Here is an 11934-nt window from a genome sequence, read left to right on the forward strand (position 1 = left end):
GGCCCCATGGCGCGTGTCCCCCGGACGGCCGGGTGCACGGACGCACCGAGGGGGCGCGTGCGTCACGTCCACCGCCTCTCCCCCGGACGGCCGCCCCGGGGCCACACTGGACAGCCACACACCCCGCGGGGAGGATCCGTGAAGGTCAGTTCCTGGAACGAGTGGGACCCGCTCAAGCACGTGATCGTCGGCCGCGCGGACGGCACCATGGTGCAGGCGCCCGAACCGGCCGTGTACCGCGACTGGCCGCAGGAGGGCTTCCCCCGCGGCACGTACGGCCCCCTGCCCGCGGAGATGACGGCCGCGGCCAACGGGCAACTGGACGCCTTCGCCCGCGTCCTCGAAGGCCGCGGCATCCGGGTCGACCGGCCCCGGCCGCTGGACTTCGGCCGGCCGGTCGCCACCCCCGAGTGGTCGCAGCCGACCATGTTCGGCGCCATGCCGGTCCGGGACGTCCTCGTGACGATCGGCAACGAGCTGCTGGAGGCGACGATGTCCTTCCGCAGCCGCTGGTTCGAATACCTGGCCCACCGCCCGCTGATCGAGTCGTACTTCCGCGCCGACCCCGGCATGCGCTGGGAGGCCGCCCCCAAGCCCCGGCTGACGGCGGCCTCCTACCACGACGGCTTCTGGGACGTCTACGACTCCCTGCCGTTCGAGGAGCAGGTCGCGCGCGTCAAACGCGGCGAGCTGCTCCTGACGGAGACCGAGCCGCTCTTCGACGCCGCCGACATCGCACACTGCGGCAAGGATCTCTTCGTCCAGCGGTCCCTGGCCACGAACCGGGCGGGGATCCGCTGGCTGCGGCAGCACCTGCCCGAACACCGCGTCCACGAGGTCGTGTTCGGGAACGCCCACCCGATGCACATCGACGCCACATGGGTGCCGCTCCGCCCCGGGCTCGTCCTGCACTGCGCCGAACGACCGGCCGAAGAGGAGCTGCTGCACCACTTCAAGGTCAACGACTGGCAGGTCGTCCAGGCCGCCGCCCCGCGGCGGACGGCCGCGCCGCCGCTGTCCGCGTGCAGCCGCTGGCTGTCCATGAACGTGCTGGTCCTGGACCCCGGCACGGTCTGCGTGGAGGCGAGCGAGACCGCCCAGATCGAGCAGTTGGCCGGTCTCGGCTTCGAGGTCGTTCCAGTGCCGTTCTGGGACGTGGCCCCCTTCGGCGGCGGACTGCACTGCGCCACGCTCGACGTCCACCGCGAAGGGGCCCTGGAGGACCACTTCCCCAGGCGTACCGGCCGGTTCTGACGGTGCGTCAGCGCCTGAGCTGGATGTCCTCGGTGTGGCAGGTCGCCTCGGCGAACACGGCGCCGTTGGGGTTGCCGCAGTTGTTGCTGTGCCCCGTCGCGTTCCAGGTGGCGACGTGGGACAGCGGCCCGCCGACCACGTGCTCGCCGCCCGGCCGTTCGCCGTCCTGGTGGACATGCCGGGTCCCGCACGTCGACTTCAGGCCGGCGCTGCCGATGGGGGCCCCGCACTGATTGGCGTGTCCGGTGCTGGTACTGCTGCCGACCACCGACAGGACACCGCCCACAATGTCCTCGCCTCCACTCGCCGAGGCCGCGCTCGCGCCGCCGCACACCGTGATCGCCGACAGTGCCAGCACGGCCAGGACCCTGGAGCCACGAATCATGAACGACCGACCTTTTCCTCGTGGTTGCGTCCTTCGGACGCGGACCGCCCCGCGCGGTCCGCCTGCATCAACCTCCGAAGACAGGAAAAGACACGCCCGTTCTCCTGTGCGGAACGCCCTTACGGCGCCATCTCGTACGCCCCCGACAGCGCCTCGACCCGCTCCCACACCCGTGCCGAGCGGGCCTCGTCGACGACCGGGCGGCGCACCGCGCCGAGCGCCCAGGTCTGCTGCTGCCCGGTGGCGGAGTCCTTGCCGTGGAGCTCGACCGCGTAGGCGGAGAAGTCGCGGACGAGCACGGCGAACAGCTCGTCGAGGACGTCCTCCTCGGCCCCGGTCAGGGCGGCCTGCTCAAGGATCAGCTGGCCGTGCACGACCAGGGCGAAGAGCTGGCCGACGGCCAGGAGCAGGTCGAGGTCGCGGCTCTGCTCCTCGTCGGGGGCGGCCGCGGTGACGAACGTACAGAGTGCGTCGGCCTGTTCGCGGAAGCGGGCGACGTTCGGCAGGTGGGCGTAGCCGTCGTAGGCGGGGCGCCAGTCGTGGAAGCGGACGGAGCCCAGGCCGCGGGCCGGGCCCTGGCGGAAGAGGAAGGTGTCGTCGGCGGCGTCGAGGCGCGTCGGCACGGGCGGGTAATCGGCGGGGGCCAGCAGGTGGTTGGCCATGAACTTCAGGATGAGCGCGAGGTTGACGTGGACCGTGCCCTCCAGCTTCGGCAGGCCGCGGATCTCGGTGGCGGCCTGGGCGAAGTAGGTGTCCCTCTCGAAGCCCTTGGCCGCGATCACGTCCCACATCAGGTCGATGACCTTCTCGCCCTCGGTCGTCACCTTCATCTTCGTCATCGGGTTGAAGAGGAGGTAACGGCGGTCGTCGGGGCCGGCGGTGCGGAAGTAGTCGACGGCGCGGTCGCTGAACAGCTTCATGCCGGCGAGCCGGACGTACGCGTCGGTCAGCTCGCGGCGCACGTGCGGGAAGGCGGTGACGGGACGGCCGTAGAGGATGCGGTGGTGGGCGTGGGTGACGGCCTCGTACATCGCGTGCTCGCAGATGCCGATGGAGGCGGTGCAGAGGTTGAACTTGCCGACGTTGACGGTGTTCAGGGCGGCGTCGAAGGCGGCGCGGCCGGTGTGCAGGACGTCCTCGGCGCGGACCGGGTAGTCCTCCAGCCGGAACTCGCTGACGTACTTCGACGAGTCGACCACGTTCTTCACCAGGTGGTACGCCTCGTGGCGGCTGTCGGCGGCGAAGAAGACGTAGCCGTCGGGTCCCTCGACGTCGGTGCGGCGGCCGAAGACGGAGACGAGCCCGGCGGCGTTGCCGTTGCCGATGTAGTACTTGGAGCCGGTGGCGCGGAAGCCGCCCTCGCCGTCGGGCTCCAGCAGCATGTCGGTGGAGTAGATGTCGGCGCCGTGGGTCTTCTCGGACAGGCCGAAGGCGAACACCTCGCCCTGGTCGAGGAGTTCGGCCGCGCGCGCACGGGCGGCGGCGTTGTCGCTCTGCCAGACGGGGCCGAGGCCGAGGATGGTGACCTGCCACGCGTACCAGTAGTCGAGCCCGTAGAAGCCGAATATCTCGTTGAGGGCGGCGATGCGGGCGGTGTCCCAGCGCTTGTCGGGCCGGCCGGACGCGTCCGCGGAGGGGGTGAGGAAGGTCGCGAACAGCCCTTCCTTGGCCGAGAATTCGAGGAAGTCCGCCAGCCAGGCGCGCGACCGGTAGTCCTCGATCAGCCGGCGCTTGCCGCGGCTCTCGAACCAGTCGACGGTGGCGCGCAGCAGCCTGCGGGTCTCGGGGTCGAAGTGCGCCGGGTCGTAGGTGCGCGGGTTGAAGAGGAGCGGGTCGGCCATGGCTGTCCGCCTTTCCTGCTGCGGGTCGATGGGTGGGATGGGGTGCTCAGTGGCCCGTGCGGGCGTGGATCCGGTGGAGGGTGGCGAGGACGTCGTCGAGCCAGGCGAGCGTCATCCGCTCGTAGGCGATGCCGCCGCGCAGCACGACGTGCTGCAGCTCCCCCATGCCGTCCGGCTCCGCGGGTGCGTCGGGCCCGGTGAAGTCGCGCAGTTCTCCCGCGAGATAGTGCGCCAGCCGCTCGGAGTGCACCTGCCGGTAACGCTCCACCTGGCGCATGAGGGCGGACGGATCCCCGAAGGCCGCGCCCCGGATCTTCACGGCGAGGTCGTGCCGGACGCTCTCGGGCTCGATCGGCTCGTGCAGCCACGCGTCGAGCACGGCGTGCCCGGCGGCAGCGACCGCGTAGTGCTTCTTGTCCGGCTTGCCCTGCTGCGGCACCTCACGGGCCGCGACCCAGCCGTCGCCCTCCATCCGCTTGAGGACGCGGTAGATCTGCTGGTGGGTCGCGGTCCAGAAGTACCCGATGGACCGGTCGAAGCGCCGGGCGAGCTCATAGCCGGACCCCGGCTTCTCCAGCAGTGAGACGAGGATCGCGTGCTCGAGCGCCATGCGTCGGATCCTCTATGCAACTCGTTTCATAGGCAAGGGGGGGCCGGGGCGGTGAGACGCGGGTCACGCCGGGGCCGTCCGTCCGGTCAACGGGTGCGGCGCCGGTCCGGGGTGACCAGCCGCCCCGGGCGGCGGTCCGTGAACGCCGTGGTGCCGGCGGGCTGGTCGGCGGCCAGGGCGGCGGCGCCGGTTCCGGGCCAGTGGCCGGTATCGAGGCGGCGGACCAGGGCGTGCAGGGCCGCGAGGATCTCCTGGGGCGTGAAGGCGCAGTGCCCCGGGCGGGCGGCGAAGGCCTGCCGCAGCAGGCGGTCGTCGCCGTGGGCGCGGACGCGGGCGGCGAAGGCCGTCTCCTGTTCGGCGGGGACGAGCGGGTCGGCCGTGGTGTGCAGGTCGAGCAGGGGTACGCCCAGCCGCCCGCCCGCCGTGGAGGTCCGGGCCGTCCAGCGGGTCGCGGCGGGGTCGGCGCGGTGGGCGGGCGTACGGGACAGGGCCCCGAGGTCGGTGTCCAGGTCGAGGCCGGCCGCCCGGTAGAGGGCACGGACCTCGCCGCGCCGGGACGAACGGGCCAGCAGAGCCGCCCAGTTCACTCCCTCGGTCGAGCCGCTGTCCCCGCCGGCGGCCTGCTCGACGGCGTAGCGTGCGCTCATGATGAAGCCCAACTGCCCGGACGCCAGCCAGCGGTACTGCTGTGCCTCTTGTCCGGCCGGGTCGCCGGCGCCGGGCGGGTCCTGGCCCGCGGCCCAGGACGGCAGGTTGAGGTAGGCGGATGCCAGGGCGATGCGGGCGCGGCCCTGCGGAGTCCGCTGGGCGGAAACGACCGCGGCGGTCAGGGAGTTCGCGGCCGCGGTGGCCGCCGCGGCGTCGGGGTAGCCGGTCAGGGGGATCCGCTCGTCCGGGGCGAGCAGTGCGGCGAGGGCGGTCTCGCCCGCGAGTTGGTAGTCGTTCAGGTCGAGGCCGCCGGCGACGAGTCCGCAGAGCCCGAGCGCGCCGGCGATCCGGCCGTGCGGGCGGGCGGCGATCCGGGCGTTGACCAGGCCACCCATGGACTGGCCGACCGAGAGGGTCCGCCGGGGGCGGCCGAGGTCGGCGGTGAAGGCGTCGAGAGTGGCGAACTGGTCGCGTACGGCGCTGCCGAGGGCCCACTGCGAGCCGTGCGGGTCGTAGGAGGAACCGGCGAGCGCGTAGCCCTCGGCGAGCAGGGCGGCTCCGGTGGCGGGGTCGGGGGCGTCCTGGGCGCGGGCGGGTCCGTAGCCGTGGGCGAAGAGCAGCAGCGTGCCGTTCCAGTGCGCGGGGACGTCGGCGACCCAGGTCGCGCCGTCGGCCAGGGTGCCGGTGCGATGGACCCCGGCGGTCGCGGCGGGGGCGGTGACCGCCGGGGCGATGGTGAGCGCAAGGGCTGCGCAGCCGATGGCGAGGTGGCGTGCGAGGCGTCGTACGGGGCGGGTGCGCATGAGGGAGTGCTCCCGGGGGCGGTGGGCGGGAGGAGCAGTACGTACCCCGGCGGTGCGCCGGCGCGGCCGGGAGCCCGTCGAATGTAGGGCGGCTTGGCGACCGCGGTCAAGAAGATGTCGAGGGATCGGGTGCCGGAACGGTGTCGAGGACCCGTTCCGCCTCGGCGCGGGCGGCGGTCGCGCAGCGCCGGGCCAGCGTCTGGAAGAGCCGTTCGGCGCGGATCGCGGGCCAGTCGGCCGGCAGGTGCTCGGCCGGCAGGCGGGGATCGGCGCGGACCAGGTCCAACCAGTCCGTGTGCAGCAGCAGTTGCTCGCCCAGGGGGTCCGCGCCGATGACTCCGGGCCGGTCCCAGCGGTCCAGGAAGGCGCGGTACCGGTCGGCGGTCGCGGCGGTGTCGAAGGCGGACTCCATCACCTGCCGGGCCTCCGTCGGGGCGAGCACCGTACCCCGGAAGACCCGCAGATGAGCATCGAGGGAGAGGTCGCCGAGCAGCGCGGCCACGTCCACCACGCCGGGCGCCACCCACAGTCCGTTCTGCAGCGGCCCGAAGCCGCCCCAGGTCAGCCGGGAGCGCAGGTCGTGCCGTTCGCGGCGCCAGGACTCCGGCAGGGAGAAGCCGACCAGGGTCCACTGCCCGTCCCAGTCGCGGTTGACCGCGCCGGTGCGCCAGACCCGGTCGTGCCCGTCCCGCAGGACCGTCACCGCCCGCGGGGTGAGGGCGAAGTACATCCTGCGGCCCCTGCGGTGGCGTTCCAGGAGTCCGCGGCCGACCATGCGGGACAGCGTCGAGCGGACGGCCTCCTCGGTGACGCCGACCCGGGCGAACACGTCGATGACGCTGCCGGCGGACAGGGCGGTGTCCCGGCCGAGCACATGGATGCCGAAGAAGTTCAGCATCAGCGACTGGGGGCGCGGGGTGGGATCGAGGCTGGTCACGCGCACAGCGTAGGGGGCGTGGCGGCCGGTGCGCGGAGTCAGGGCAATATTCGGCACTCCATTGACGGCCTACAAGATTCCTGCCTAACGTGAATGCGTCCCTCCACCCCAGCCGAGGAGCAATCCCATGGATCTGAGCGGGAAGGTGGCCGTCGTCACCGGCAGCGGACGCGGGCTCGGGCTCGCCTACGCCAAGGCCCTCGCGGCCGCCGGAGCGGCCGTCGTGGTCAACGACGTGGACCCCGATGCGGCGGCCGCCGCCGTCGAGGAGATCGAATCGGCAGGCGGCCGGGCCGTGGCCGAGGCCGCCGACGTCGGCACCACCCGGGCCGCCACGGCGCTGGTGACCCGCGCCGTCGACGCCTTCGGACGGCTCGACGTGATGGTCACCAACGCGGGTGTGCTGCGCGACCGGATGCTGTGGAAGATGACGGACGACGACTTCGACACCGTCGTCCGCGTCCACCTGCGCGCCACCTTCACCTGCGTGCGCGCGGCGGTCCGCCGCATGCGCGAGCAGAACGAAGGGGGCCGGATCGTCGTCGCCGGCTCCCCCGCCGGACAGCGCGGCAACGTCGGCCAGACCAACTACGCCGCTGCCAAGGCCGGCATCGCGGCGATGGTGCGCACCTGGGCCATGGAGCTGGCCCGGGACCGGATCACCGCCAACGCCGTGATACCGGTCGCCGCCACCGCCATGACCCGTACCATCCCTGCCTTCGCCCCGTACGTCGGCGCCCTGGAGCGGCACGGCACCCCGCTGCCCGACGCCCTGCGCAAGGGCGAGGGCTTCGGCACCCCCGAGGACGTCGCCCCGCTCGTCGCCTTCCTCGCCTCGGACGCCGCCGCCGGGATCACCGGCCAGTGCGTCGGCATCGGCGGCGACCGGCTCGCCCTGTGGTCGCACCCGAGGGAGACCGCCGTCGCCTACGCGGACGGCGGCTGGAGCGCCGACGCGATCGCGGCGGCCTGGCCGGTCTCCGTCGGGCGCGTCCCGGAGGACTACGGCATCCCCGCGCCCTCCTTCGCCGGGGAGTCCGGGGAGTCCGGGAAGTCCGGGAAGTCCGGGGAGCCCGCCCGGTGAACGTGGAACGGCTCGTCGCCATCGACATGCACACCCACGCCGAGGTCTCCTCCGACGGGCGGACCTCCCTCTCCGGGGAACTGGACGCCGCGGCCGGGGCGTACTTCGGTACGGAGCACCGCCGCCCCACCCTCCCGGAGATCGCCGCCCACTACCGCGAACGCTCCATGGCCTGCGTCGTGTTCACCGTGGACGCCGAGGCCGCCACCGGCACCCCCGCCGTCCCCAACGAGGAGGTGGCCGAGGCCGCCCGGCTCAACCCCGACGTCATCATCCCGTTCGCCAGCGTCGACCCGCACAAGGGACGGCTCGGGGTGCGTCAAGTGCGCCGCCTGGTGGAGGAGTTCGGGGTCAAGGGCTTCAAGTTCCACCCCAACCTGCAGGCGTTCCGGCCCAACGACCGGCTGGCCTACCCGCTGTACGAGGCGATCGAGGAGGCGGGTGCCGTCGCCGTCTTCCACACGGGCCAGACCGGCATCGGCGCCGGAGCGCCCGGGGGCGGCGGCATCCGGCTGAAGTACGCGAATCCCATGGACGTCGACGACGTCGCCGCCGACTTCCCCGGCATGCCGATCGTCCTGGCCCACCCCTCGTTCCCCTGGCAGGACGAGGCCCTGGCGGTCGCCACCCACAAGCCGCAGGTGCACATCGACCTGTCCGGCTGGTCCCCCAAGTACTTCCCGCCACAACTGGTGAAGTACGCCGACAGCCTGCTCCAGGACAAGGTGCTCTTCGGCTCCGACTACCCGCTCATCAGCCCCGACCGCTGGCTCGCGGACTTCGCCGCGCTCCCGCTCAAGGACGAGGTCCGCCCGAAGATCCTCAAGGAGAACGCCGCCAGGCTGCTCGGCCTGGGCCGAAAGGAATGAGGCCGACCGGGCATGAACGACCAGGAGTGAAGCCGACCAGGGGAGTTACGCGTTGCAGAACCACGGCATCGGTTCCTGGCCCGCCCGCCGGGCCCGCTCGACCCCGCACCGCACCGCCCTGCTCCACGAGGGGCGCGCCACCGGCTACGCCGGACTCCACGACCGCGTCACCCGGCTCGCCCACCTGCTGCGCGCGCACGGCGTGCAACGGGGCGACCGGGTCGCCTTCCTCGGCCCCAACCACCCGGCGTTCCTGGAGGCCCTGTTCGCCGCCGGTCTGCTCGGCGCGGTCTTCGTCCCGCTCAACACCCGCCTCGCACCACCGGAGCTGCGCCACCAACTGCGGGACTCCGGCAGCCGATTACTCCTGACGGTACGTCACCCCGGAGCGCCCGGGCTCGACGACTGCGTCGAGGTACTGGAGGCCGAGGGGGAGACGTACGAGACGCTGCTGGCCGGATCCCCGGACGACCTGGTCGACCAGCCGGTGGGGCCCGACGACCTGTGCATGATCATGTACACCTCCGGGACCGGCGGCACTCCCAAGGGCGCCGCGCTCACCCACGGCAACATCCTGTGGAACAGCCTCAACGTCCTCGTCGACGCCGACCTCACCGCCGACGAGATCACCCTCGTCAGCGCACCGCTCTTCCACACCGCCGCGCTCAACATGACCTGCCTGCCCACCCTCCTCAAGGGCGGCACCGCCGTCCTGGAGTCCGCGTTCGACCCCGCCCGCACCCTGGAGCTGATCCAACGCCGCGGGATCACCTGTCTGTTCGGCGTCCCCGCCATGTACGACGCGCTGGCCGACGCGCCCGGCTGGGACGGGGCCGACCTCGGCAGCCTGCGGACCCTGATCTGCGGCGGCGCGCCCGTGCCGGCCCGGACCGTCCGCCGCTACCTCGACCGCGGCCTGGCCTTCCTCCAGGGCTACGGCATGACCGAGGCGTCGCCCGGCGTGCTGCTGCTCGGCCGGAACGACGCGGTCTCCCACGCCGGTTCGGCGGGCGTCCCGCACTTCTTCACCGACGTCCGCCTCCTCGGCCCGGACGGTGCGCCGGCCGGTCCCGGGGAGCCGGGAGAGGTGCTGGTCGCGGGGCCGAACGTCACCGCCGGCTACTGGGGCCGCCCCGGGGAGACCGCCGCCGCCTTCCACGACGGCCACTGGTTCCGCTCCGGCGACCTCGCCACCGTCGACGCCGACGGCCGCTACCGGCTGGTGGACCGGCTCAAGGACGTGTACATCTCGGGCGGCGAGAACGTCTGCCCCGCGGAGGTCGAGGAAGCCCTCCTGGACCATCCGGCCGTCGCCGAGTGCGCCGTCTTCGGCGTCCCCGACGCCCGTTGGGGCGAGGTCGGCCGCGCCGTCGTCGTCCTGCGTCCCGGCCGCACCGCGGACCCCGGCGAGCTGCTCGCGCACCTGGACGGCCGGCTCGCCCGCTACAAGATCCCCAAGTCGGTGGTCCTCGCCGACGCCCTCCCGCGCAACGGCGCGGGCAAGCTGCTCAAGTCCGCGCTGCGGAACGCCCACGGGCAGCACTGACCCCCCGTTCCGGTCCCCCGTCCCCATCCCCCGAGAGGCCCCGCCATGCCCCGTACCGTCAACGGCATCGCCGAACTGCTCGCCCTCACCGGCACCGACCTCGGCCGCAGCGACTGGCTGGAGATCGGCCAGCCGCGCGTCGACGCCTTCGCCGACGCCACCGACGACCACCAGTGGATCCACGTCGACGTCGAACGCGCCAGGAAGGGCCCCTTCGGCGGCACCATCGCCCACGGCCACCTCACCCTCGCCCTCCTCATCCCGCTCTGGAACCGGCTGCTGGAGGTCCGGGGCGTCGGCATGGCCGTCAACTACGGCCTGAACAGGGTCCGTTTCCCCGCCCCCGTCCCCGTCGGCTCCCGGATCCGCGCCCATGGCGTCGTCGCCGGGGCGAAGGAGGTCGGCGGCGGTGCCGAGGTCGTCGTCGACCTGACCGTCGAGATCGACGGCCGGCCCAAACCCGCCGCCGTCGCCCAGGCCGTCTACCGCTTCTCGGCGTGAACGGCGTGAACGGCGTGAACGGCCCGGACAAGACGGTGTCCACCGCCGCGGAGGCGGTGGCCGACATCGGGCACGGCGCGTCGGTCGCCGTCGGCGGCTTCGGCCTCACCGGCGTGCCGGGCACCCTGATCCGGGCGCTGTACGAGCAGGGCACCGGCGGACTGGACATCGTCTCCAACAACTGCGGGGTGGACGGCGACGGCCTGGGCATCCTGCTCGCGGCGGGCCGGATCCGCCGCGTGACGGGCTCCTACATCGGCAACAACGCGGAATTCGCCCGCCGTTACCTGTGCGGCGAGCTGGAGGTGGAGCTCACCCCGCAGGGCACCCTCGCCGAACGCCTGCGGGCCGGCGGCTGCGGCATCCCCGCGTTCTTCACCCCGGCGGGCATCGGCACCCAGGTCGCCGACGGCGGACTGCCGCGGAGCCACACCCCCGACGGCCGGGTCGCGGCCGTCTCGCCGCCCAGGGAGATCCGCGTGTTCGACGGCCGCCCCCACCTCCTGGAACGCGCCCTCACCACCGACTTCGCCCTCGTCCGCGCGGCCCGGGGCGACCGCCACGGAAACCTGGTCTTCGCCAAGACCGCCCGCAACTTCAACCCGCTCGCCGCGATGGCCGGCCGCATCACCGTCGCCGAGGTCGAACGCCTCGTGGAACCAGGGGAGTTGGACCCCGACCAGGTGCACCTTCCCGGTGTGTTCGTCCAGCGCGTGGTGCCCCTGACACCACGTCAGGCGGCGCACCGGCCCGTCGAACGCAGGACGGTGCGCACCCCATGAGCTGGACCCGCCACGAGATGGCGGCGCGCGCCGCCCGGGAACTGCGCGCCGGCTCGTACGTCAACCTCGGCATCGGACTGCCCACGCTGGTGGCCGCCTTCCTGCCGGAGGACGCCGGTGTCGTCCTCCACTCGGAGAACGGGCTGCTCGGCGTCGGCCCGTACCCGTACGAGGACGACGTCGACCCCGACCTCGTCAACGCGGGCAAGGAGACCGTGACGGCCCTCCCCGGCGCGGCCTTCTTCGACTCCGCACTCTCCTTCGGCATGATCCGCGGCGGCCACCTCGATACGGCCGTCCTCGGCGCGATGCAGGTCTCGGCCCACGGCGACCTGGCCAACTGGGCGGTGCCCGGACGGACGGTCAAGGGCATGGGCGGTGCCATGGACCTCGTCCACGGCGCACGCCGGGTGATCGTGCTGACGGAGCACACCGCCAAGGACGGCTCCCCGAAGATCGTCGAAACGTGCTCGCTGCCGCTCACCGGACGGGCCTGTGTGCACCGGATCATCACCGACCTCGGTGTCCTCGACGTCACCGCGGAGGGTCTGGTGCTGGCCGAGGCCGCACCGGGCGTCGGCGCCGACGAGATCGCGCGCCGGACGGCGGCGCCCGTCGCCCTCCCCCCGGCACATCCGGCGGCACGCCCGACCGCACGCCCCGAAAGGTGACCC

12 protein-coding genes are annotated in these 11934 nt (G+C 73.0%); 7 read left to right on the forward strand and 5 right to left on the reverse strand.

The window, feature by feature from the left end; translation table 11 throughout:
* Positions 1-138 precede the first annotated feature (138 nt).
* Entirely contained in the window at positions 139-1254 is a 1116-nt protein-coding gene (locus AB8735_RS05390) for a serine/threonine protein kinase (protein WP_372405682.1), read from the forward strand.
* Positions 1255-1261: 7 nt separating this feature from the next.
* On the opposite strand, the gene AB8735_RS05395 is transcribed toward AB8735_RS05390, so the two are convergent.
* The 5 genes from AB8735_RS05395 to AB8735_RS05415 form a co-directional block, all read right to left on the reverse strand.
* A complete protein-coding gene (locus AB8735_RS05395) occupies positions 1262-1639 on the reverse strand; it encodes a hypothetical protein (RefSeq protein WP_344023011.1) in 378 nt (125 codons plus the stop codon).
* Positions 1640-1758: 119 nt separating this feature from the next.
* Positions 1759-3480 (reverse strand): acyl-CoA dehydrogenase family protein, encoded by a 1722-nt coding sequence (locus AB8735_RS05400; protein WP_372405683.1) that lies wholly within the window; start codon positions 3478-3480, stop codon positions 1759-1761.
* A gap of 46 nt (positions 3481-3526) precedes the next feature.
* The gene (locus AB8735_RS05405) at positions 3527-4090 is read right to left on the reverse strand and encodes a PadR family transcriptional regulator (RefSeq protein WP_372405684.1); all 564 of its coding nucleotides are present in this window, start codon (positions 4088-4090) and stop codon (positions 3527-3529) included.
* Positions 4091-4176: 86 nt separating this feature from the next.
* Entirely contained in the window at positions 4177-5541 is a 1365-nt protein-coding gene (locus AB8735_RS05410; protein WP_372405686.1) for an alpha/beta hydrolase, read from the reverse strand.
* A 106-nt stretch (positions 5542-5647) separates the two neighbouring features.
* Positions 5648-6478, reverse strand: a complete 831-nt coding sequence (locus AB8735_RS05415) for a PaaX family transcriptional regulator C-terminal domain-containing protein (RefSeq protein ID WP_372405687.1) — start codon at positions 6476-6478, stop codon at positions 5648-5650.
* Positions 6479-6605: 127 nt separating this feature from the next.
* Here AB8735_RS05415 and AB8735_RS05420 point away from each other — a divergent pair, with 127 nt between their 5' ends.
* From AB8735_RS05420 to AB8735_RS05445, 6 genes are read left to right on the forward strand one after another with little or no spacing between them, the layout of a single operon-like run.
* Positions 6606-7562, forward strand: coding sequence for an SDR family oxidoreductase (locus AB8735_RS05420; RefSeq protein ID WP_372405688.1), 957 nt, complete (start codon positions 6606-6608; stop codon positions 7560-7562).
* Between the two features lie 26 nt (positions 7563-7588).
* Entirely contained in the window at positions 7589-8431 is an 843-nt protein-coding gene (locus AB8735_RS05425; protein WP_372411779.1) for an amidohydrolase family protein, read from the forward strand.
* 52 nt (positions 8432-8483) lie between these two features.
* Complete coding sequence (locus tag AB8735_RS05430) at positions 8484-9977, forward strand: long-chain fatty acid--CoA ligase (protein ID WP_372405690.1); 1494 nt, start codon at positions 8484-8486, stop codon at positions 9975-9977.
* A gap of 45 nt (positions 9978-10022) precedes the next feature.
* Positions 10023-10478 (forward strand): MaoC family dehydratase, encoded by a 456-nt coding sequence (locus tag AB8735_RS05435; RefSeq protein WP_344022994.1) that lies wholly within the window; start codon positions 10023-10025, stop codon positions 10476-10478.
* Positions 10475-11260, forward strand: a complete 786-nt coding sequence (locus AB8735_RS05440) for a CoA transferase subunit A (protein ID WP_372405691.1) — start codon at positions 10475-10477, stop codon at positions 11258-11260. Before AB8735_RS05435 ends, AB8735_RS05440 begins: the two co-directional genes overlap by 4 nt.
* Positions 11257-11931 (forward strand): 3-oxoacid CoA-transferase subunit B, encoded by a 675-nt coding sequence (locus AB8735_RS05445; protein ID WP_372405693.1) that lies wholly within the window; start codon positions 11257-11259, stop codon positions 11929-11931. Before AB8735_RS05440 ends, AB8735_RS05445 begins: the two co-directional genes overlap by 4 nt.
* Positions 11932-11934: the final 3 nt, after the last annotated feature.

The organism is Streptomyces luteireticuli, assembly GCF_041519305.1.
Taxonomy (GTDB): Bacteria; Actinomycetota; Actinomycetes; order Streptomycetales; family Streptomycetaceae; genus Streptomyces; species Streptomyces luteireticuli.